The organism is Mangrovibacillus sp. Mu-81 (assembly GCF_036867415.1).
GTDB lineage: Bacteria > Bacillota > Bacilli > Bacillales > Bacillaceae_B > Rossellomorea.
This window is the reverse complement of sequence record NZ_JBAJHU010000013.1, coordinates 44488-66715: the sequence shown is the minus strand read 5'-3', so window position 1 is coordinate 66715 and position 22228 is coordinate 44488. Positions and strand designations below refer to the sequence as shown.

Below are 22228 nucleotides of genomic sequence, written 5' to 3'. Positions count from 1 at the left end.
TGACAAAATAGCACTTTCTTTAAATTGATAACGGTTTGTAACCGCTTTATCATGAAGGTATAACAAAATGAATTACCTTATGAAGAAAGGAGTTATGACAACATGTCAAATCAAAATAAATCTGACTTTCGTGTGAAAGTGCAGCGTTTCGGCAGTTACCTGAGCGGTATGATCATGCCGAATATCGGGGCGTTCATCGCATGGGGGATCATTACAGCATTATTTATTCCTACAGGATGGTGGCCAAATGAGGACCTCGCTCAGCTGGTAGGTCCGATGATCACGTACTTGCTGCCATTATTGATCGGGTACACAGGCGGTAAGATTGTATATGAAGGACGAGGCGGAGTGGTCGGTGCCACTGCGACGATCGGTGTGATTGTCGGTTCCGACATCCCGATGTTCCTTGGAGCCATGATTATGGGGCCGCTTGGGGGATACTTAATCAAGAAAATTGACGAGGTCATCCAGCCAAGAGTGAAGCAAGGTTTTGAAATGCTCGTGAATAACTTCTCTGCAGGTATTTTAGCAGGTATTTTAACGATCTTGGCTTTTAAAGCAATCGGACCTGTAGTGGAAGGGCTGAACAAAGTATTGGCATCCGGTGTTGAAGCGATTGTAGACGCGGGATTATTGCCCCTGGCAAGTATTTTTATCGAGCCTGCCAAAGTGTTGTTCCTAAACAATGCGATCAATCACGGAATCTTAAGTCCGCTTGGTGCTGAGCAAGCAGCAGAGACGGGTAAATCGATTCTATTTCTACTGGAATCAAACCCTGGACCTGGTTTAGGGATCCTGCTGGCGTTTATGTTCTTCGGAAAAGGAACAGCGAAACAAACGTCACCGGGTGCGGCTATCATTCACTTCTTTGGCGGGATTCACGAAATTTACTTCCCGTATATCCTGATGAAGCCTGCTCTCATTCTGGCGGCGATCGCAGGCGGAATCAGCGGCGTATTTACATTCAGTCTTCTAAATGTAGGTCTGGTGGCACCGCCGTCCCCAGGTAGCATCATCGCACTTATGGGAATGACACCTAAGGGAGGAAATCACCTGGGAGTCATCCTCGGGGTACTAATCGCAACGGCTGTTTCGTTCGCCATTGCCTCTATCATCTTGAAAGCAAGCAAAGACAAAGGTGAGGATATAACAGAAGCGGCAGACAAAATGCAGGAAATGAAAGGGAAGAAGAGTTCAGTTGCGGATTCTTTCGGAGCTCAGAAAGCGGCAGAAGAAACTCCGGCTCCAACTTCTGAAGCAGGTTTCGACCCTAAAAATGTAAAGAAAATCATCTTTGCTTGTGATGCAGGAATGGGTTCTAGCGCCATGGGTGCATCCATCATGAAAAACAAAGTCAAGAAAGCTGAAATTGAAGGCATCGAAGTAACAAACACATCGATCAGCAACATCCCAAGCGATGCAGATGTCGTCATTACTCACAAAGACCTGACACCGCGTGCAAAAGAAAAACTGCCGGGTGCCCACCACATCTCAGTCGATAACTTCCTGAACAGCCCTAAATACGATCAGCTGGTGGAAGACATCAAATCATAAATCAACGAAAAGAGCCTGGTGCAAAAAGTGCCAGGCTCTTATTTTCGACTACATCAATTAAAAGATGGCAACAATGAGATTGACGAAATCACAATAATGTTTTATTGAGATAAGGGAAAACTCCCTTTATGATTAATAATAAGAGGAACTCAATTTTAATAATGGCAACAAGTAATCCCATTTGCCCATTTCCTCATTTGGTGGTGAAATCATGTATATATCCGCTAGAGAACGAAGAATACTGGAAGTTTTACTGGTAAAAGAAAAAACGACCACGGTCCACGACCTGGCATCAGAATTGGAAGTCAGCCCGAGGACCGTACACAGGGACTTAAAGGGAATAGAAGATATCCTGAAAGAATACGGACTGCAGCTTAATAAAAAATCGGGTGTAGGAATCGAGATAATAGGGGAAGAGAGAAGTAAAAGCAAACTGCAGGCTTTCCTCTTTAACGTATCTCACAGTGAATACACTCCGGACGAAAGACAAACGCTGATCCTGTCGGTTTTACTGGACGCAGCAGAGCCTGTTAAGCTGCTGTCGCTGGCGAATGATCTTAATGTCACGATTGCCACAATCAGCAATGACCTTAACAAAGTGGAAGAACGGTTAACTCCGTTTGGACTGATGTTAATAAGGAAAAGGGGTTATGGCGTCGAACTTCAAGGAGAAGAGTCGTCGAAACGGAAAGTCATGAGCAGCCTGATCCTGAATAACCTTGATGAATTCGAATTCATTTCTATCATCAAGGAGAATATCCAGAGGAAATCTACTGCTGATATGAGGACCGTTACAGACAGGCTGCTGGGGCTAGTCGATAAGAATAAACTTCTCGTGATTGAAAGAAAGATAGAAGAGATGAAAGACAAACTGCCCTACACGATTGCTGACAGTGCGTATATAGGTCTGGTCGTTCATCTTGCCTTAGCCATCGAGAGGATTCAGCAGGGCGAAGAGATCAACTTTGATCAGCAATATCTGGAATCGATCGAGAACTCGTGGGAATTCAAAGTAGCTGCCGACATCGTGCACGGACTTGAGGAAGCATTCGGGCTGTCCATCTCTTACGGCGAAATCGGCTATATCACGATGCATCTGATGGGAGCGAAACTCAGAACCAATCAGGATCATCTGCTGGAAGACGCAAGCCTTCAAGTCGGGATTAAAGCACAGGAACTCATTCAATTCGTAGGAAAAGCACTCAGCATTGATTTAACGAGGAATGTGGACCTTTTTCAAGGACTCGTTGCCCATTTGAGACCGGCGCTTTATCGGATGAAACAGAACATGCGCATCGATAACCCGCTGCTGACGCGGATTGAAGACGATTACCGGGAGCTATTCGGTATTATCAAAGCAGGGGCGAATAGAACGTTCCCTGAGCTTAGAATCCCTAAGGAAGAAATCGGCTACCTCGTCATGCACTTTGCTTCCGCGCTGTTGAACAGGGAAGAAGGTACGAAGCAAAAAGCATTGATCGTTTGTTCAAGCGGAATAGGGACTTCCAAGATGCTGTCGACCAAGCTTCATCAGGAACTGCCGGGATTGGAGACGGAGAATGCATCACTGTTTGATTTGGATGGACTGGATCAGGAGGATTACGATCTCATCATATCCACCATTCCTTTGAAAAACTTCACAGGTGAATACATTCTGGTGAGCCCTTTCCTGACCCATGAAGAAATCGACAGGATCAAGGAAAAGACGAACTCAAAGAACGAGGCGGTAAGAAAGAAGAACCCTTTGTCGAAATCACAGACCAGTCAACGGAGCGGCGGGATGGGTTTTATAAACGAAATGAAGTCAGTAAGAAACTGCTCTTCTGCCATCTTTGAGCTATTAACCGGTTTTGTGATCACAGAGCAGAGAGAAGCATCGTCGATTGAACAAGTTCTGACACGTGCATGTACAGAATTAGAGGGAAAAGGGATGGTAAGGGATGCTGCATCTGTCATCTCTCACTTAATGAAACGGGAGAAGTCAGGCGGTCTCGGCATCCCTCATACGTCAATGGCCCTTTACCATACGAGAAGCGATGCCATTTTAACCCCTTCATTTACAATGATTCGTTTACGCGAGAGCATAATGGTGGATGGAATGGATGGAGAGGAAATGAAGATCGACACGATCCTGCTCATGCTTTCAGCTGAGACGGCGGAAGAAGAAACACTTGAAGTACTGAGCCATATCAGTACACTCGTCATTCGGGATGAAGAGTCAATGAAACGATTCGAAGAAGGCAGTCAGGAGACAGTTCTTGATTATTTAACGAAGGAACTGGAAGAGTTCTTTCACAAAAAATACAACCAATAGGAGTGTTGACAACATGTCTACGATACTAACGAAAGAAAACATCCAATTAAATGTACAACTTGCCAATAAAGAAGAAGCGATCCGTAAAACAGGTGAAATCCTGGTGGAGAAAGGCTACGTGGCAGCTGATTATATTGAGAAAATGCTTGAAAGAGAAGAACTCACTTCCACTTATATGGGGAATTTCGTTGCAATCCCGCACGGTACGGAGGATGCCAAGGAATTGGTGAAAGAATCAGGTCTTTCAATCATTCAGGTACCGGCAGGAGTGGACTTCGGTGATGGTAACATGGTCAAAGTATTGATCGGCATTGCAGGAAAGAACAATGAACATCTCGATATTCTCTCTCAAATTGCGATCGTTTGTTCCGAGGAAGAAAACATTGAAAAAATCGTGGAAGCGAAAGATGCACAAACCATCCTTGATCTATTCGAAGAGGTGAACTGATCATGTTAGCAGTCCATTTCGGAGCAGGTAACATTGGCAGAGGATTCATAGGCGGACTTCTGCATGACGAAGGATACGAGGTTTGCTTTGTCGATGTAAATACGGAGATCGTGAATCTGTTAAATGAGAAAAAAGAATACAAGATTGTACTGGCAAATCAGGAGAAGGATGAACAACTCATTACAGGTGTATCCGCTTTGAATAGTATGGAGGACCCTGAGAAAGTCATTGAAATGATTGCCGGTGCTGATTTAGTCACTACAGCGGTTGGACCAAACATCCTTGGTATCATTGCCGGCCTTGTTTACGAAGGCTTGAAGAAGAGAAGTGAGGCAGGAGATGCCCCGCTCAACATCATAGCCTGTGAAAACATGATCGGCGGCAGTGCATTCTTAAAGGAAAAAGTCTACGAGAAAGCAGCCGCGGAAGAGAAAGCCAAATTCGATAAGCAATTTGCATTCCCGAATGCAGCGGTGGACCGGATTGTGCCTAATCAAACGAATGATGATCCGTTAATGGTCGTAGTGGAACCTTTCTATGAATGGGTCGTCGACGCTTCAGCCATGACAGGGGGAGTACCTGATATCGGCGGAGTAAAGTTTGTAGAGGACCTGGCACCTTATATCGAACGTAAATTATTTACGGTCAACACTGGTCACGCTTCTATTGCCTATTTGGGTAATGTCTACGGATTCCATGAAATCGACAAAGCAATCAAGAATGAAGAAATCAGCGAAGTCGTGTCAGGGGCACTTAAAGAAACAGGGGAGGTCATTGTTGAGAAGTACGGATTTGACCAGAAAGATCACCTGGATTACATCAACAAAATCCTGAGCCGTTTCGAAAATCCATTCATTATCGACGATGTGACAAGGGTAGGCCGTTCCCCAATAAGAAAACTTGGAAAGAACGACCGCTTATTGGGTCCGGCTTTAAGCTTCTACGAGTTATTTAAAGAAGTACCCAGTAACCTTACACAAGTAATTGCTGCGGCTCTGCTTTTTGATGTGAAAGAAGACGGAGAAGCGTTCGAATTGAACAATAAGATCGAAGCTTCGGGGGCTGCGAATACTCTAAGTGAGATTACAGGCCTGGATCCGAATCATCCGATTATTTTGCAGGTGGAGACGGTTTATAGAAAACTAGAAGGTATGAAGTGAAGTGAATCTGATGAAAGCAGCGGCTGATTGCCGCTGCTTTAAATTTTACCTGTATGTGCAGCCGGGATCCCCTCTTCACGAGAAACCCAACACAAATGCACATTCCTTTACCTCCACAATCAAAACCCGTATAATCGTAAAAATAGATAAACAACCTGTTTCTCTTAGTTGCACCAACAACGGAAGTAACCTGCTGCATCGACAGTTCAGGTTACTTTTTTCATGAGAAGGGTACGATATAAGAAATCGAGAGTAACGGTAAAGGTATGATGAGTGTATGAAGCATTTACATAGACAACATGTTTGGCTGGGGAGGTTTCTGGCGTCTGACCCCGGACGGAAGAGGTTTCAGCAGGCAGGGAAGGCAACGATCAGTTTGATTTCTGCTGTGTTTACCATGATTTTCCTACTGGAGTTATGGGAGTATCCGGCGATCACTCCGGCTATTGTTTCGGGGATGGTCGGTATGCTCGGGGTCATGGTCGTGATGGATGATACCGAGGGGAAAAAGAAGGTGACGACTCTATTGATCGGTGTGTCGGTTGCCTGTGGAATTACAGTGGGATCTTTATTGGCCCATTACAGCCTTCTTGTGAATGGACTGATGGTGCTGGTGATTTTCTCGGCATTTTATTTCTCACGGTTTGAGATCCGCTATTTTTCAATGGGAATGGCAGGTTTTATGGCCCTTTATATTTCGTTTATTCTGCAACTAAGTGCTGCTCACCTCACGTGGTTTTATATCGGCATCGCTGTTGGCGCATTATTTGCTTACGTTTATAATTATCTGCTCTTTAAGGGTTCTGTCCATGTGCTGCGGAGAAGTATGCGCTCGTTCCATATCCAGTCGAATGTGACGTTTACGATTTTGATGAAAATGATTGAAGATCCGAACAGCAGTCATAAAAGAAGGAAGCTTCTTTATAAAAATGTGAACCGCTTAAACGATTATGCTAGAATCGTTTCTTCCGAGATCAATCAGGAGGATTTGAAAAAGCTGTGGCCCGGTATTGAATCGTCCCAATTGAGACTCTATGTGTTCGATACTGAAATGCTTGTGCAGACGTTGACGGACTCACTTAAAAAGCTGAAAGATCTGGATACACTTGAATCTGTGGAAGTGAGACGTTTATTGGTGTGGGTCATCCGCTCGTTAAGGGATGCGGAAGTCCTGGCACATAATTACGATCCCCATTATTTAGAGGAGGCGGAAAAAGCAATTCAAGGTCTCCGCCTGCTTCTGACCGAGCTCCTGAATCAAGAGGAAAAACCTAAAGGAGTGTACCTCTTACGAAGAATAGAATCAATTGCTAACCATGTACTTGAAGCAGCCCTGACAATCCAGGAATCGCTTAAAGTGACAGGACGGGAAACCGTTGCAGTCGAAGCTGAGGCAGAAGGCAAAGCGGATGAGGAAGAAGAGGATACATCTCAAGATTCGTCCCTGAAGCCGCAGACAAGAAAAGGGATTCAAGCCCTGGTAGCCGGATCTTTGGCCATCATTGTGGGTGAATTGATTTCTCCGACACAGCCTTACTGGGTGTTGCTGACGACTTTCATCATCCAGATCGGCACTGAGTCTGTAGGGAGAACGTATATGAAAGGTTTTCAACGTTCGGTGGGTACAGTCATTGGTGCTGTTATCGGGTTTGCAGCTGCCAAGCTTGTTTCTGGCCAGTCCGAGCTTGAAGTCTTTCTGTTGTTTCTTGTATTATTCCTTGCCCTGTATTTGTTCACCGTCTCTTACACATTAATGAGTCTCTTTATCACGATGCTCATTGCGTTCATGTATGATTTATTATTAGGCGGGATCAGTTTTGAATTGATGGGGGCGAGAGTGCTGGATACGATTGCAGGAGCGGTGATCGCCCTTAGTGTGTCCGCCCTTGTCCTCCCGAAAAAAACGAAAGATAAGGTGGGGGACTCGCTTGATGAGTTCTTCAATGAATTGCAAAGCTACGTTTCGGTTTATTTGAAGAGCTTTATGAGGACAGATCGCGGTTCGTTTACGGATCAGGCATTCGACCTCGATCAAAAACTGCAGGCGGTAAAGGACGAATCGGCATCCCTCCTTCAAAGACCGGGCGCACTCACACGCTCCGGAATCGGCAGATGGATCACGGTCACGACAGCCATCAATTATTACGCGAAACATCTTCTCGCATCTGCTAACAGAAAGGCGGACGGGAAGATATCTGATCAGTTATATGAGTTATTTGCAGAAACAGAAGGTAAACTTTCACAAAATATCGAAGCTCTGCGTACGTTCCTGAATGGAGAAGAAAGCCGGATTTCTCTTTGGAGCTTAAGTGAGGAGCGTTCCCAAATCGAGAAGCTTGCCCCGAGCAGGATGCACTCCCAAATAGATGTCATTCATCATCTTTATTACGTCTGGCGCATCAACCAATCAATCGTTGCAATCGGTAAGGAAATCGGAGCGGAAATCATAGAAGAGTAAGGCGAAGACGGATGGCCGGTCTTCGCTTTTTTTTAAAAGTTGAACAACCGGTTGTTTTAAGCTGCTTCTCTAAGGGTAAACACTTACATCAGTATGATAGTGAGGTGGCAGTCGTGTCAGACATGAGAAGTTATTTGTTTACAAAAGAAGATATGAAAAACCCTGATTTGGTTCCGCAATGGGTGACAGAAGAATATGAAAGATTTCATGAAGTGGTGACCGATAAAACGTTCCCGTGCTACTTTGGAATGACCGGAGAGAAAAAAGGTGAACTTCGTTACTCATATATAAGCCATGATGATTGGGAGCACCTCCCCCGGACCCTTCAGGAGTTCAACGGATTATTTGATATTCCGGAAGGGCAGCGCCTCATTCGGCATGGATTCTTTCTATTTGTAGAACCTGAGAAAGAAGAAAAGGATATTCCATATTATCGCAACTATTTCTGGAATATCCTTCAGTACCTTCATGAGAGGGATGACAAGCCTTGGCCAGCGGATTATCCTGAGGATCCCGACCATCATTTATGGGCATTTTCGTTCGCTGAAGAACCATATTTTGTTTTCGGAAACACTCCTGCCTATAAGCAGCGTAAAACAAGGGACCTCGGAAACAGCCTCGTACTGGGATTTCAGCCGAGAAGAATATTTGAAGGACTCGAAGGCACGTCTAAAGGCGGCATCATGTCCCGTGAAAAAGTAAGGGAACGGGTGGAGAAATGGGATGGTCTTTCGAAACACCCGAATATCAGCCATTATGGCGATCCTGAACACCGCGAATGGAAGCAGTACTTCATCGGTGATGATGTCGAACCGATTAAAGGGAAATGTCCATTTCATCATAAAGGGTAATATGAAAAAAGTGACAAACCTCAATACAAAAGGTTTGTCACTTTTTCATTAGTATATATCCACACTCCCGCTTGATACAGAAGCTTTCACTTGATATTCCCCTGAACCTGCCTTTCCGCTGAGGTCCCCATCGTCTTCTTTCCTATCTGTTAATGAAAAGTTGGTTGAGACGTCCCCGCTGCTCACACGTCCATCCAGTGTGAAGCCTGCATCATCCGGGAGGTCGAGATTGACTTCACCCGAGCTGACATCAAGGTCGATGTCTCCTGCCATCTTCTGCATCATGACAGATAGATCTCCTGAAGAAACGTCTCCGCTAAGCGGACCTTCGTAGTTTGAAATTTCCACATCTCCCGAACTGAGTTCGACTTTCCCGTCTTTTGTCTTCACATGATTAAGGGTGAAATCTCCTGAAGAACCATGATGACGGAATACATTTGTATCGAAGTGAGCAAGCTCCAAATCACCAGAACCCATCTTAACCGTCAGTTCATCCAATTGCATGGGTTTCGATTGAGAGCCGCCGTTAAATACAGCTTCTCCCGATCCGAGCTCAATTGTCATATTACGGTCGTACTTTTTTGGAAGATAAACGGTGACATCGGATTTGCGATTGAAGGCAATCCATTGATACCACTTATGTTTCACTACAACTTCGATTGTATCTCCTTTTTCTTTCAAAGTAAGTTTTCCTTTACCGTCAATTTCAACTTTTACTTCATTATCATCAGTCGGAATGATTTCCGTCTCGCCGCTTTCGAGAAACAGTTCAATTCGATCGATCTCATTTGTAACCTTGACGGAATCTCCTGATGTATTTTCTTTCGCGAACAGTGAAGTTTGATCATTTAAAATGATGTAGAGTGCACCTAAAGCCAACAATGCAATAATCACGGCAAAAATATTCTTCATCCCAATCCCTCGCTTTGGTTTGTATTTCCAAATCATAAGTTTATTGTAATGGATGCCGTCTTTCACAACAATGACGCCACAGAATTAATTTCTACTCGGTCTTAAGACGTACAGGACGGTGAGTAATGGACCTTAATTTGAAAAAAGTAAGTAGAAGCAAAAAGAAGGACCGATTGCAATCAGCCCTTCTTTTTGCTTCTATTATTTTGATATGAACATTTGGGTCCAGTAAATACCCTGGCTGTTGTCTTTAGCGATTCCAACTCCGATATGTGTTAGTTGGCCGTTTAGAATGTTTTTGCGGTGACCTGGGCTGTTCATCCAGGCATTTACAACTGATTGTGGAGATTCTTGCCCGACAGCTATGTTTTCTGCAGCAGAAGAATAATCAACTCCGAAGTTTTGCATCATCTCAAATGGAGAGCCGTAAGTCGGTGAGGTATGGGAAAAATAATCCTTATCTTTCATATCCTCTGATTTCATTTCAGCAACATTTGATAATTCACCGTCTGTCTTAAGTGCACCCAATCCATTCTTTTTGCGTTCCTGGTTGGTTAAATCAACGACTTGTTTCACAAAACCGCTTGCATCTGGGGTTTGAGCTTTTTTCTGGGGCTGTTTTGCCGGGGGCTCAGGCTGTCCATTATTTGGCTGTTGAGCTTTCTTTTCCCCGTTCTGATTGAAATCTTCTCCAGGATCTAAATGTGTGAACTCACGTAATTCTCCATTGGGATCAATCGGCGCCATGAACCGGTGAAGGGCATTCTGGTTGCCGTCATTTACATTAGCACCGCCCATATCCGCCGCTCTGCCGCGATCTGAATTTCCGTTGGGATAATCTGCGTTGCCGTAGCTTACAGGGTCATAGTTGACGTCTCGCGTCCCTGTAAGGTTCTCATTGCCGTCATTATTGTTACATGCTGTTAAAAGCATCAAAGGGACCATCGCACATATGCTTATCAATCTAAGATGTTTTTTCAAATTGCTTTCCTCCATATGATTTATTATCACGGGCTGAATGGCTATGGATTGCTGCCACAGTTATTAATATTTGCACCTTCCAAGTGCGATATTCTGAGAAATATGTGGGAGTGCAAGTGCCAGGCTATGGAACGATGTGGTTAATTTATGTGTTAAAAAATGGTGCCTGGCTCAAAGGCTGGATCGAGCCAGGCACCGAATAATAAAGAGAAAAAGGTAATACCCCATTTAAAACCGAATAATAAAAGGAGTAGATTATAAAGGAGTGTCCAGTTTCATGGAGAGAAAAAGACTGCGTGACCTTGGAGTGAAGATCGGTTCTTATCCTGCGGGGCCAGCTAATAGCATTACCGATATAGAAGGTGTCAAAGTGGGGCATCAAACACTTTATCAGGATAGAGATGGGAAAGCTGTACGCACGGGTGTGACAGCTATTTTGCCTCATGAAGGTAATGTCTTCAGAGAAAAAGTCTTCGCAGCCACCCATATCATCAACGGATTCGGCAAGACGGCGGGAACCATTCAAATCGAGGAATTGGGTGTGCTTGAAAGTCCGGTCATGCTTACAAATACCCTTTCTGTCGGAGATGTCATGAGGGGAACGATTCAATATATGATGGAGGAAAACCCGGAGATCGGCGACACGGCAGGAACGGTCAATGTATTCGTGGGGGAATGCAATGACGGGTATCTGAATGACATCAGGGGACTTCATGTAGCCCCGAATGATGCCGTGAAAGCCATTCTGCATGCTCACTCAGAATTCATTGAAGAGGGGTGCGTCGGTGCCGGGACCGGGATGCTCTGTTTAGGATACAAGGGTGGTATCGGTACTAGTTCCAGGAAACACAAATTTAATGATGAGCATTACTCAGTCGGTGCCCTTGTAGTGACGAATTTCGGACGTCGGTCTGACCTGCGCTTCCCTGTTGAGAAGGAAGAAGAACGGGAAATCCCGGATGGATCGATCATGATTATTTTGGCCACGGATGCCCCTATGAACGAAAGGCAGCTCAAGAGGCTGGCGAAACGGGCGTCATTCGGTCTTTCCAGAACCGGCTCTTATGCAGCGCACGGAAGCGGTGATATCGTCCTTGCTTTTTCTACTGCCCACAAGATTCCACATCAACCTTCTGAAGAAAATACGATGACATACTCGTTCATTAAAGAAGATGGGGAGATGATCTCCACGCTATTCGAAATGGCAGTCGATTGTGTCGAGGAAGCAATATGGAATGCCCTGGCGAAGGCAGAAACGACGTCAGGAAGAAGTGGCAGGAGAGTGGAAGCCATTCCGTTGGAGGTGCTGACCGGGTTAAAGACATAATGGAAAAAATATTGTTTTCTCCTGAAAGCATTGTGGAAGTATAAGGATAGGATACAAGGAAAGGATGTGAAACGATGAACTATACACCATTGCCTCTTTCTTTCTACAATCAGCCGACGTTAGAACTCTCCCAGTCACTTTTAGGCTGTGTGCTGGTAAAAGAAACAGAGGAAGGGACCGCTTCAGGCTACATTGTTGAAACAGAAGCTTATCTCGGACCTGAAGACAGGGCAGCCCACAGCTTCGGTAACCGTCGTACGAAACGGACGGAAATCATGTTTCATGAAGCCGGCCGTGTTTATACGTATGTCATGCATACCCACTGCCTCGTCAATGTCGTAGCTGCAGCGCCCGGGGTGCCGAATGCAATTCTGATACGTGCCGTTGAACCGTTGGAGGGACTTGGTTTAATGGAGCAGCGAAGGAAAGGGCAGCCGATGAAAAATTGGACGAGCGGCCCGGGTAAACTGACGAAAGCCTTAGGAATCACCATGGAGGACTATGGAAGTTTTTATACAGAACCTCCGCTTATCATCGCAGAGGGATATACTCCAGATGAGATTGCTTGCGGCAAGAGAATCGGCATTGATAATACGGGAGAAGCTAGGGATTATCCGTACCGTTTCTGGGTCAAGGGCAGCCCGTATATCTCCAGGTGAGACTGTGTATTTTAAATTTTCTAAAAAATAAAGAAAAAACACACCAAATGGACTAGTTTTATGGTATATTTTACTTAATGCAACCTAATTCTACATAACATGATAAATTTCGCATTGGGAGCTGTGAACCTGACATGATAGATGGGCGCTTACATTCAGGGGAGCTAGTAGCGCAACCGACCACATACGGACGTATCCTCGTTCTTTCATGTGGTCTTTTTTCTTATACCGTTCCAAAAACCTACCATAAAGAGAGTACAGGGGTTATATGAATATATTTTCGATTTTCCAAGATGACTTTATCTATCATGATTACCAGCCTTTATACACAATTGAACAGACTCAATCGCTTTACGGATATGAAGCGCTGCTTCGGAATACGCATAAGATGAATCCCGAAAAGCTTTTTCAGTCTGCAATAAAGGCAAATATATTATATAAACTGGATACCCTCTCCATTTCCAAAGCAATCGAGGGATTCTTCCATAATCGAAATCAGATTGGGAAGCTGTTCGTGAATGTGTATGTCACAACGATCTTACATCCCAGTTTTCACAAGTATTTTGATTATCTTATGGACGCATTTCCCACTCTGCGGGGGAGGCTTGTTCTTGAGCTGAATGAGTCCACCCCGGACGAGCTCTGGCAGAACCCATTATTAGCGAAAACATTGAAAAGCCTAAGGCACTATGACGTTTTATACGCGATTGATGACTTCGGTCAAGGTACAGCATCCATCAAAAAATCCATAGAATTTGAACCTGATATTATCAAGCTCGATCGGTACTTTGCGAAAAACCTGGCTGAAAGTGAAAGGAAGCAGCGGTTCCTCTCTTTCTTTAATCAATTTTATGGAAACGATACCCTGATCATATTGGAAGGCATTGAACAGGAGGAAGATATGCTGGTGGCCAAAGAGCTGGGAATCACTCTTGGACAGGGGTACTACTTGGGAAGGCCCAGTAAGCAGCTTCTTGCTTAACGATGGAGAAGACCGGATTTTCAGTTATAGATGGACTGAAAACCCGGTCTCCTTTTTACTGAAAAAGCTGAATGATTGGATAGCGGCAAACATTTGTAAGGAATTGTTATAATTGAAATAAAATTGAAATAATTCAAAAAATGGATTAGACTGTAGAAAAAAGAAAAAAGGGGAATGAAGATGAAGTATATGAGGTTTCCGATGAAATTGGTTTTCTATTACATTCTCGGTCTTCTCGGAATCATGGCGATAAGCGTAGCTCCTCAAGCTGTCAGGGAGAGAGGGCTGTATAACTTTATCGGGTACTTCGAGGAAATCATCCGATTCATCTATGCATTTATGGATATAGACAGCTGGAGTTATTCTTATAAAGGATATACTGTACATTTCATGGAGATGCTCTGGGAGCCGTATCTGTATTCCTTGCAGGTATTAGGCGGTGCCTTGGCAATAGGACTTCTATTGGCATTTGTGTTAACCGTCATCACAGTATTTCTCCCCCGCTGGCTGTCATCGTCACTTAAGAAGCTCCTGAACATGCTGGAAACAGTTCCTGATCTGTTGTTTGCTTTCTTGCTCCAGTTGCTTATCGTATATATCTTTCAGAAATTCGGGTTTGAGCTGATGCAATTTACAGAATTGGGAGAGGAAAAAATCTATTTGGCCCCCATGATTACACTCTCGGTCATTCCCATGATTTCATTCTTTCGTATCCTATTATTGATTACAGAGGAAGAACTGATCAAACCGCATATTGAATTTGCACAGAGTAAAGGGATGTCCAAAGGGAGAATCTTGTTCTCCCATGTTCTGAAAAACATATCACCGAGCTTTTTCTACCACGGAAAAATCATTATCTGGGGAATGCTATCAAGTTTGTTTGTGATTGAAACAATCTTCAATATGAGAGGAATTACATATTACATTGTCCAGGATTTCAGACCGATGGTGATTGCCATTTCCCTTATGCTTATTTTCACCCCGTTCTTTGTTCTATATCAAGGGGTCTACCTTTGGGTAAATGGTGGAAGCATGGAAGATGAAACGAAGTATAAGAAAGATAAGAAGAAATGGACTGAATGGAAGATCTGGGGGTGGCTCGGTACGCTAAGAAGGTTGTGGTGGCAGCATATGCACAACCCTAAGTTTGCTGTAGGCTGCAGTGCGCTTATCATTATGATTCTATATAGTTTTGGTCATTCAATATTAAAAGAAAAGCCGATCAAATTCATTCAATTTATGCAAAACGAAGAGGGAAGGATCATTTCTGCTCCTCCTCATAAGCCGTTTGGTGAAATGATCCTTGGTTCGGATATTTATGGATACAGCATTCTGGATCAGTTGATTGTCGGTGCAAAGTATACATTAGTATTTGCACTGGTTGTCGCTTTATTACGGGTGGTCGGAGGATTTTATTTAGGGGTTGTCTATCACTTTTACTTGAAAGAAAACAAGAAGAATTGGCTCAATCGGATGGTCGACTCCATTCATTTCCTCCCTTTAAGCCTGATTGCTTACTTATTGCTGAGACCTGTTTTATGGGGATTGCCAGTGCTCGGATGGGATAATTCAATGTTTGAGCGTCTTATGTATGAAGCCATCATACTCACTATCCTCGTCTTGCCATTAACGACCGTATTAATCGGGAATGAACTGAAACTGATAGGAAGGAAAGATTTTGTGCTGTCGGCGAAATTGCTTGGAGGCAGTAACAAGCACTTACTCTGGACGCATCTCTTCCCTCATCTTGCACCGAGATTATTCATTATATTCGGCAATCAATTCATTCAGACCCTTCTTATACTGGTGCATATGGGATTATTCCATCTGTTCCTGGGCGGAACCATCATCACCGGGGGCGACATGCCTGACCCGCCAAAATCGGGGACATTCGAATGGGCGGGATTGATCAGTTCTGCCAGGTATTCACTGATGACCGGAAAATATTGGATTGCGGTTGCTCCGCTTGTTGCGTTTATGCTCGCCATCATCGCCATGCAGCTCATCGTACAGGGTGTGAAGGAGATCCAGCAGCAGAAAGTCGGGGTACTGGTTGACAATACCCCTATCCAAACAAAGCACAAGCTGGTGAAAAAGAAAACATACCAGCCTGTATTGGAGGATTTCCAGTTTACTCAGCAGCATAATCTTAAAGGATAGAAGGGGGAAATGGATATGAGTGGTACAAGACCGAAGCTGCCCTTGACAGACGAAGAGAGAAAATCATTGCGCCGGGAAAAGATTAAACTGAGCGACCTTTATGAGCTTACTCCTGAAGAATTGAGTGACAGATTGAATCTATCGTTCGAGAGAGCGCGTTATTTAGTCGGGATGGCCATTTTTCAGAGAATCCCCTCAATCGGTCCGAACATGGCCCATAATGTAGTGGAAGATCTTCAATACTATTCATATGAAGAGATTAAGAATGAAAAAGGGGAAGACCTCACCCTGACGCTCGAGAAGAAATACGGAGTGTGGATGGACCCTTGCGTGGAAGATTCCCTGAGGTGTGTTGTACACCATGCCCGTAACCCGGACAGCAGTAAGAACTGGTGGGACTTTACCGAAGAGAGAAAAGCATACAGAAACAAGCACGGCTACCCGTCTGACCGTCCGACAAAAGCGTGGGATGCGCGTTAAGTAAATATCAGTAACCAAGGAGCTTCCCTTACTCAACGATGAAGCTCTTTTGGATGAGAGGATCAAAAGTTTTTGTGATTCATTATGTCTCCTATATAATCAAAGAATAAGAAAGGAGAGGGTCACATGGATTATGCAATGATTACTGGAGCCACAAGGGGGCTTGGCGAGTCAATCGCGAAACGTTTCATTGAGAAAGGGATTTCACTCATCAATGTTTCTAGGTCGGATAATGCTTCGTTAAGAGAGCTTTGTGAAGAAAGAAGCGTATCCTATCAGTTCTTCCAATGCGACCTGTCTGATCCGCAGGAAACAGAGGAAATGATGAGGGAAGCGGGAAGTCATGTATTCAGCTTGAATGCAGACCGAATCTACCTCGTGCAAAACGCAGGGGTAGTGACGCCGATCAATCCTTCGGGGCAGGTGGATAACAGCGATCTCAAGAAGAGCGTCCATGTGAACCTGCTGTCGCCCATGATTGTGACGAATGAAATGCTGATGGCTTCGCAAGGATCCAGTAGTCAGCTGATCATGGTCAACGTCAGCTCAGGGGCAGGGAGCAGACCTGTTTACGGCTGGAGTACGTACTGTTCCACGAAAGCGGGAATCAATATGCTGACAGAAACCGTGAGCCTGGAGCTTTCAAAGAACGGGAGCCGGCATAAAGCCATTGCTTTCAGTCCAGGGGTAATGGATACCGATATGCAGGGTACAATCCGTTCCTCTTCGGAAGAATCATTTGCAGATGTAGAAAACTTTAAGAGATACAAAGAGCAGGGCATGCTGAGAGACACGGATACAGTCGCAGAGGTCCTGGTGAAGCTTGTAACCGAAACAGAAATCGAATCAGGCAAGCTTTATCATGTGAATGATTTATTGTAATTCTGTATTGACAATACAAAGAAAGAGACAAATCTCAATTAAATGAGATTTGTCTCTTCTTTTTACGAGCGTACTGTGCTCGGTTCGGCTGCTTTGGATCGTGTGAACTTCGGCAGTGCGAATCGGATCGCCACCAGACCGCATACTGCTGTCAGGATTGGATAGAAAGCATATGGAATAACGCTTACTGGTGATATTCCTGCCGTTTCTGCAACCAATAATGCCTGTGCTCCATAAGGGATCAGGCCTTGAACGGAGCAAGAGAATATATCCAGAATACTAGCAGACTTACGGGCGTCTACTCCATAATTGTCACCGATCTCTTTTGCCAGCGGACCTGCAATGATAATAGAAATCGTATTGTTCGCCGTGCAAAGATTCGTTGAACTGACAAGTCCTGCTGTTGCCAATTGTGCTCCCTGCGGTGATCTGATCCTGCGGGTGGCAAGATAAAGCAGCGCCTGGATGCCCCCGTTATAGCGGATAAGTTCAACCACGCCGCCGATCAGCACAGTCAGAATGACGATTTCCGCCATGCCGGTCATTCCATCGGCAATGCTTCCGAAATAACTGGCAGGTGTAAAGCTTCCATCAATAAATCCGATGATTCCGGAAAAGACAATTCCTCCAAATAAAACCACGAACACATTCAAACCTGCCAATGCACCGATGATGACTCCCAGGTAAGGAAGGATTTTCACCCAATTATAGGTCTGTGCGTCTACAGTTGAATGATTTCCTGCGGTTATAAAGAATAAGATCACCATCGTAAGAATCGCTGCAGGAAGAACAATAAAGAAATTCACCTTGAATTTATCTTTCATCTCCGTTTTCTGTGTACGCACGGCTGCTATCGTTGTATCAGAAATGAACGATAGATTGTCACCGAACATCGCTCCTCCGATGACAGTAGCCATCGCAATAGGCATGGCGATGTCAGTACCTGAACTGATCCCGACACCGATTGGGGCAAGTGCCGCGATCGTACCCATTGAAGTACCCATGGATAGTGAAACGAACGCTGCAATTAAAAATAATCCAACAATCAGTAGATTTTCTGGAAGTACAGATAGGGCAAGGTTCACCGTTGAATCAACGGCGCCCATTTTTTCTGCTACTCCCGAGAACGCACCGGCTAAAAGGAAGATGAAGACCATGATCATAATATCAGGGTGTCCTGCACCTTTAGCAAAGCGTTCCACTTTAGCATTCAGAGATTCCTTTCGATTCATGAGAAGCGCCGCAACAGCAGCGATAATAATGGAAACTAATACTGGGAAAGCGTAAAAATCTCCTGAAAGGATTCCCGCACCCAGAAAGAGTGAAACAAATATGAGTAATGGCAATAATGCCGACAGTTTACCTTTTTCTTCAAACATTCGAACAACTCCTTTTGACAATTGGCTTTCGTGATGAATTTTTATGGGATGGACATTTACCGGCAATACTACTTCAGGCGACGAATGTTGACGGCGGCCAGCAAGCCTGTCCTATCGGTACCAATTTCAACGACCTTTCATTATCCGGGCCGATAAAATAGTAACGATAAAAATAAAAAACCTCTTCAAATTAAGAAGAGGTTTCCAATATGAGAAACACTCTCCTTATCTTTCAAGCATCTCTGCTTGCTGGATGTGGCACAGCACTCGAATTGAGTCCGCTGCCGAGACATCACAGGGCCAGTCCCTCCGTCTCTCTGGATAAGAAGAATTATCCTATTCATTTGTGAAATTATACTTACATACTTTAAGACGTTTAAGAAAAAAAGTCAAACGGGAATTTGTTTTCCTTTTCTAAGGGACAGCGAAATCAGTGCATCCGTCATTGTTGAATGGGAATCTGGCAAGTTGATTACTATGGGATTTTTCCATCAAATCAGCCGTTCAACAGGTGAAAAGATGTATCCAGAAAAAGGAATGATTTTATTTACAATTACCTTGAATAGGACTAGTATTATAGGGATAAAAAAACATCTGGGGGATACGGAAGTGGAAAGAACGATACGAAATCAAGTTTTTACACTGCAAGGTTTTTACTTTTTAACCTTTTTTGGAGTGGGGAGTTTATATCCGCTGTTAAGTGTATATCTGAGTGAAAGTGTGGGATTGAATGGATACCAGATCGGGACAATCATGTCGATCGGGCCGATCATGATGATATTCTTTCAGCCGGTCTGGGGGATGGTAAGTGACGCGACCAACCGGCCTACACAGGTGCTGGCCTTTACTTCATTGGTTGCCGGCATATTTGCCCTCGGGTATCTTATAACCGATCTTTATTACGGACTGCTTCTGATTGCAATACTCGTTGCAGTTTTTCAGAGTGCGATTATCCCGGTTTCAGATAGTATCAGTCTGAAATATACGAGTAAAGTCCGTTACAATTATGGAAATATTCGTTTGTTTGGTTCATTGGGGTTCGGTGTTGCCGTGTATGTGATGGGAAGATTATCGGAAGGTTTCATAGGACCGACCATCATTTTCTACGCCTTCTTCATCTGTCTTGTGTTTTCAGCCGTACTGGCTTTCCGTTTCCCGAAGGAACGGGCTGCGGCAAAGCTTGATTTGAAAGCTGGGATGAAGGAACTATTCGCACTGAAGAAATTTTTGATCTTTTTGGCCGTCACGTTCATGGTGTTCGGTCCGAATCTCGCGAATAATACGTACTTCGGATTATTCGTTGAAGACTCCGGCGGAACATATGCCGGAATCGGTCTTGCATTCTTGATCGCCGTACTATCCGAAGTGCCTTTCATGAGAGTGGCAGGCAGCTGGATTGACCGCTTTGGTTTATTGACGGTAGCGGCTTTGGCAGGAGCTGCGTCCTTGATCCGCTGGCTGTTCTACTTCACGGAACCAAGTCTTTGGCTTGTGTACAGCTCAGCTGTCATGCAGGGTCTCGCAATCGGTCTATTCGTTCCGGCAGGACTGCGTTATATAAGGGAAATCACCCCAGCTCATATCACAGCTACAGCGGTCACCATTTATTCGGCAATCGGAAATGGTCTGGGAAACTGGTTCAGTACCTTTATCGGCGGGTTCATTCTCGAAACATTCTCCATCTATGCAGTCTATTTATTTTTTGCACTCCTCTCATTAATCGGCATTGTCCTTTGCTTTGTATTGATGAAAGAAGAGAAGAAAGAAGTTCTTGCCTATTAACTGCGTAAAAGCTGAATGAGAAATTTTTAAAGTGGTTCTGTTTTGAAGTACAAAACATGAATGACCAGTGCTTATCGTATAGTAATTCGCACCGGAATTAAAATGGAAAATGCTTGGAGACATATTAATATGCTCCAAGCATTTTTTCATCCTAAGATTCGCATTGGTTGGCGATTTCCAAATCTACAAGAATATCCAGAAAATAAGCTACTAAAATAAGGGAAGAAACTCCTCTTATTGAGGAAACAGCACGAAAAACAGAGTAAATAGAGGTGAAAATTTCCTCTAATTACTTCAAAAGCATGAAAATGGAACGTTCTTCTTTGCCTTAACGGGAAAAACTGCCCTTATATCCCTCGAACCTAACCCTATTCTGATGGATAACGGAAAAAACTTCCCTTATTTAAACAATCAAAGACGTTACTCACAATAAAGGATGAAAAAATCTGCCTCTTTTATCTGCCTCTAGAAATCAGCACCCACCTCCTGCTAGTTAAATAGCATCCGCAGCACACCAAGTGGGATAACAATTCGCATGTGAATTTTCATGCTACATAAATAAGCTTATGACCCTGTTAAAAGGGGTTCAAAGGGCAGATTTACTTATTTCAACCGCTATATATATCAACAAAAAGAAGCAGTCTAATTCAGTTGCGAATAGGACTGCTAATCGGTGTGCTAATTTAGTTTTTAAATTCGAGATCCGAAACCGTTAAGAAATTTTCAGGCAGTTTTTTGTTCAATATTTTAATACACAGCCAGCAGCGGGAAAACGAAATCTTGCACGGAAATCATTAGCGGTAGTAAAGGAAGATATTTTCTCAAAATAATTTTCCCATTAAAGGTTTGAATTTTCTCAAAAAGAGGTACAAAAAGAAATAAGTAAAACAAATCAATCAACAAACTGCCATAAAATAAATTATTTAAATGATAAAAATGCTAACTAATCGAAAAGGAGTTCGATCACATGGATAACAACTTTCTATACTCAAAAAACAATGCAAATCTTGGAGATAAGATTGAATTTAAACGAAAGAAGCATATCGTGAACGGTGTGGTGACTTCGTTAAGAGAAAATACAGTCATCGTCAGCGTGGAAAATGATGATGCGAAAAAACTGGACCTTCCCGATCATCAGACAGTAGTTTCCCACAAAAACTATGTCATCGTGGAACGGGCGGGTGCAGAAACACAGCCGGTCTTCGTGTATGACGGCTGGAACAGTGCATTAAAAGCATAGAACTTAAAAGGCTGACCTCCCAACCAAATGGGGTGTCAGCCTTTTTCTATGTCCAGCTGCAACGATTATCGGCTGATCGATCCGCCTTCGCATTTCTAATTATCCAGCTCCGGCGGCTAGGACCTCGAGGTCATAAGCTAAATGGTCCAAGAAGGCATAAAAACCGCCTTCCAGGCCCATTCATCTTATGCTTGTCGGGTCTGAACGATCCGCCTCCGCATTTCTTATTTTTTATTCAGCCTTCCCACATACTCTTCGATCATTTCTTTGGTCACTAATTTCCGCTGCGGCACAACTCCCTGACGTGCAAGGGCATTGATCTTCTGTGTGGCGTCGTTTATTCTTCCAGTTGAAAAAATCTCGTCTGCCTGACAAAGTTTCACTGCTTCGTCGATTGCCTGTTCTCTTTCTTCGTCTAACCTCATGAATTGTTGTACAAGATGATTTTGTTTAGTGGAATGTTTGGTAATGGCCTTATGTACACTCATGTCCTCAATCCTCTCCGTCCGGAATATTCTCTGTCTTTATTATGCTTTTTTATTGATGAAATGGCAATGCTCCTTTATTAATTCATCCTGATTCACAAGTAGACCCCGCCCGGAGTTTACATTGAATGTTAAAAGTGCTGAATGAATACTAAAATATGCCAATTATTATGT

The 22228-nt window shown here is 43.9% G+C and carries 18 protein-coding genes and 2 riboswitches; of the genes, 14 read left to right on the top strand and 4 right to left on the bottom strand.

The window, feature by feature from the left end:
• The first annotated feature begins 102 nt into the window (after positions 1 to 102).
• The 6 genes from V6B33_RS19360 (at position 103) to V6B33_RS19335 (ending at position 8785) form a co-directional block, all read left to right on the top strand.
• Positions 103 to 1554, top strand: coding sequence for a PTS mannitol transporter subunit IICB (locus tag V6B33_RS19360; protein WP_334219318.1), 1452 nt, complete (start codon positions 103 to 105; stop codon positions 1552 to 1554).
• Positions 1555 to 1765: 211 nt separating this feature from the next.
• Positions 1766 to 3868 (top strand): BglG family transcription antiterminator, encoded by a 2103-nt coding sequence (locus V6B33_RS19355; protein ID WP_334219317.1) that lies wholly within the window; start codon positions 1766 to 1768, stop codon positions 3866 to 3868.
• 13 nt (positions 3869 to 3881) lie between these two features.
• Positions 3882 to 4316, top strand: a complete 435-nt coding sequence (locus tag V6B33_RS19350; RefSeq protein WP_334219316.1) for a PTS sugar transporter subunit IIA — start codon at positions 3882 to 3884, stop codon at positions 4314 to 4316.
• 2 nt (positions 4317 to 4318) lie between these two features.
• Positions 4319 to 5476: a mannitol-1-phosphate 5-dehydrogenase gene (locus V6B33_RS19345; protein ID WP_334219315.1), complete on the top strand. Its 1158-nt coding sequence runs from the start codon at positions 4319 to 4321 to the stop codon at positions 5474 to 5476.
• Positions 5477 to 5753: 277 nt separating this feature from the next.
• Positions 5754 to 7934, top strand: coding sequence for an FUSC family protein (locus tag V6B33_RS19340; protein WP_334219314.1), 2181 nt, complete (start codon positions 5754 to 5756; stop codon positions 7932 to 7934).
• A gap of 122 nt (positions 7935 to 8056) precedes the next feature.
• Positions 8057 to 8785 (top strand): YqcI/YcgG family protein, encoded by a 729-nt coding sequence (locus V6B33_RS19335; RefSeq protein WP_334219328.1) that lies wholly within the window; start codon positions 8057 to 8059, stop codon positions 8783 to 8785.
• 48 nt (positions 8786 to 8833) lie between these two features.
• Here the strand turns inward: V6B33_RS19335 and liaG are convergent, their stop codons facing one another.
• Both liaG and V6B33_RS19325 read right to left on the bottom strand, forming a co-directional pair.
• Positions 8834 to 9697 (bottom strand): LiaG family protein, encoded by an 864-nt coding sequence (gene liaG / locus V6B33_RS19330; protein WP_334219313.1) that lies wholly within the window; start codon positions 9695 to 9697, stop codon positions 8834 to 8836.
• Positions 9698 to 9898: 201 nt separating this feature from the next.
• Positions 9899 to 10678: a CAP domain-containing protein gene (locus V6B33_RS19325; protein ID WP_334219312.1), complete on the bottom strand. Its 780-nt coding sequence runs from the start codon at positions 10676 to 10678 to the stop codon at positions 9899 to 9901.
• 277 nt (positions 10679 to 10955) lie between these two features.
• Between V6B33_RS19325 and V6B33_RS19320 the strand changes: the two genes are divergently transcribed.
• From V6B33_RS19320 to V6B33_RS19295, 6 genes are all read left to right on the top strand, one after another.
• Positions 10956 to 12005, top strand: a complete 1050-nt coding sequence (locus tag V6B33_RS19320) for a DmpA family aminopeptidase (protein ID WP_334219311.1) — start codon at positions 10956 to 10958, stop codon at positions 12003 to 12005.
• Positions 12006 to 12079: 74 nt separating this feature from the next.
• Positions 12080 to 12664 carry a DNA-3-methyladenine glycosylase gene (locus V6B33_RS19315; RefSeq protein WP_334219310.1) on the top strand — a complete coding sequence of 195 codons (585 nt, stop codon included), beginning with the start codon at positions 12080 to 12082 and terminating at the stop codon, positions 12662 to 12664.
• Between the two features lie 108 nt (positions 12665 to 12772).
• A riboswitch (cyclic di-GMP riboswitch) is annotated at positions 12773 to 12855 on the top strand.
• Positions 12856 to 12932: 77 nt separating this feature from the next.
• Positions 12933 to 13646, top strand: a complete 714-nt coding sequence (locus V6B33_RS19310) for an EAL domain-containing protein (protein WP_334219309.1) — start codon at positions 12933 to 12935, stop codon at positions 13644 to 13646.
• 201 nt (positions 13647 to 13847) lie between these two features.
• Positions 13848 to 15806 (top strand): ABC transporter permease subunit, encoded by a 1959-nt coding sequence (locus tag V6B33_RS19305; RefSeq protein WP_334219308.1) that lies wholly within the window; start codon positions 13848 to 13850, stop codon positions 15804 to 15806.
• A 15-nt stretch (positions 15807 to 15821) separates the two neighbouring features.
• Positions 15822 to 16286 carry a helix-hairpin-helix domain-containing protein gene (locus V6B33_RS19300; protein WP_334219307.1) on the top strand — a complete coding sequence of 155 codons (465 nt, stop codon included), beginning with the start codon at positions 15822 to 15824 and terminating at the stop codon, positions 16284 to 16286.
• Between the two features lie 126 nt (positions 16287 to 16412).
• Positions 16413 to 17168 (top strand): (S)-benzoin forming benzil reductase, encoded by a 756-nt coding sequence (locus tag V6B33_RS19295; protein WP_334219306.1) that lies wholly within the window; start codon positions 16413 to 16415, stop codon positions 17166 to 17168.
• A gap of 62 nt (positions 17169 to 17230) precedes the next feature.
• On the opposite strand, the gene V6B33_RS19290 is transcribed toward V6B33_RS19295, so the two are convergent.
• Positions 17231 to 18547, bottom strand: a complete 1317-nt coding sequence (locus V6B33_RS19290) for a Na+/H+ antiporter NhaC family protein (protein ID WP_334219305.1) — start codon at positions 18545 to 18547, stop codon at positions 17231 to 17233.
• A gap of 222 nt (positions 18548 to 18769) precedes the next feature.
• A riboswitch (SAM riboswitch) is annotated at positions 18770 to 18875 on the bottom strand.
• A gap of 281 nt (positions 18876 to 19156) precedes the next feature.
• Between V6B33_RS19290 and V6B33_RS19285 the strand changes: the two genes are divergently transcribed.
• Entirely contained in the window at positions 19157 to 20329 is a 1173-nt protein-coding gene (locus V6B33_RS19285) for an MFS transporter (RefSeq protein WP_334219304.1), read from the top strand.
• Positions 20330 to 21296: 967 nt separating this feature from the next.
• Positions 21297 to 21569 (top strand): DUF2187 family protein, encoded by a 273-nt coding sequence (locus V6B33_RS19280; RefSeq protein WP_334219303.1) that lies wholly within the window; start codon positions 21297 to 21299, stop codon positions 21567 to 21569.
• A gap of 224 nt (positions 21570 to 21793) precedes the next feature.
• Here V6B33_RS19280 and V6B33_RS19275 read toward each other — a convergent pair whose 3' ends face one another.
• On the bottom strand, positions 21794 to 22057 hold the full coding sequence (locus V6B33_RS19275; protein WP_334219302.1) for a DUF2533 family protein: 264 nt from the start codon (positions 22055 to 22057) through the stop codon (positions 21794 to 21796).
• Positions 22058 to 22228: the final 171 nt, after the last annotated feature.

Excerpts from the sequence above, each read along its gene's own strand:
- V6B33_RS19295 (WP_334219306.1), top strand. The coding sequence starts at position 16,413 with ATGGATTATGCAATGATTACTGGAGCCACAAGGGGGCTTGGCGAGTCA.
- V6B33_RS19345 (WP_334219315.1), top strand. The coding sequence starts at position 4,319 with ATGTTAGCAGTCCATTTCGGAGCAGGTAACATTGGCAGAGGATTCATA.
- V6B33_RS19290 (WP_334219305.1), bottom strand. The coding sequence starts at position 18,547 with ATGTTTGAAGAAAAAGGTAAACTGTCGGCATTATTGCCATTACTCATA.
- V6B33_RS19300 (WP_334219307.1), top strand. The coding sequence starts at position 15,822 with ATGAGTGGTACAAGACCGAAGCTGCCCTTGACAGACGAAGAGAGAAAA.
- V6B33_RS19315 (WP_334219310.1), top strand. The coding sequence starts at position 12,080 with ATGAACTATACACCATTGCCTCTTTCTTTCTACAATCAGCCGACGTTA.
- V6B33_RS19305 (WP_334219308.1), top strand. The coding sequence starts at position 13,848 with ATGAAATTGGTTTTCTATTACATTCTCGGTCTTCTCGGAATCATGGCG.
- V6B33_RS19355 (WP_334219317.1), top strand. The coding sequence starts at position 1,766 with ATGTATATATCCGCTAGAGAACGAAGAATACTGGAAGTTTTACTGGTA.
- liaG (WP_334219313.1), bottom strand. The coding sequence starts at position 9,697 with ATGAAGAATATTTTTGCCGTGATTATTGCATTGTTGGCTTTAGGTGCA.
- V6B33_RS19320 (WP_334219311.1), top strand. The coding sequence starts at position 10,956 with ATGGAGAGAAAAAGACTGCGTGACCTTGGAGTGAAGATCGGTTCTTAT.
- V6B33_RS19340 (WP_334219314.1), top strand. The coding sequence starts at position 5,754 with ATGAAGCATTTACATAGACAACATGTTTGGCTGGGGAGGTTTCTGGCG.
- V6B33_RS19310 (WP_334219309.1), top strand. The coding sequence starts at position 12,933 with ATGAATATATTTTCGATTTTCCAAGATGACTTTATCTATCATGATTAC.
- V6B33_RS19360 (WP_334219318.1), top strand. The coding sequence starts at position 103 with ATGTCAAATCAAAATAAATCTGACTTTCGTGTGAAAGTGCAGCGTTTC.
- V6B33_RS19280 (WP_334219303.1), top strand. The coding sequence starts at position 21,297 with ATGGATAACAACTTTCTATACTCAAAAAACAATGCAAATCTTGGAGAT.
- V6B33_RS19335 (WP_334219328.1), top strand. The coding sequence starts at position 8,057 with ATGAGAAGTTATTTGTTTACAAAAGAAGATATGAAAAACCCTGATTTG.
- V6B33_RS19350 (WP_334219316.1), top strand. The coding sequence starts at position 3,882 with ATGTCTACGATACTAACGAAAGAAAACATCCAATTAAATGTACAACTT.
- V6B33_RS19275 (WP_334219302.1), bottom strand. The coding sequence starts at position 22,057 with ATGAGTGTACATAAGGCCATTACCAAACATTCCACTAAACAAAATCAT.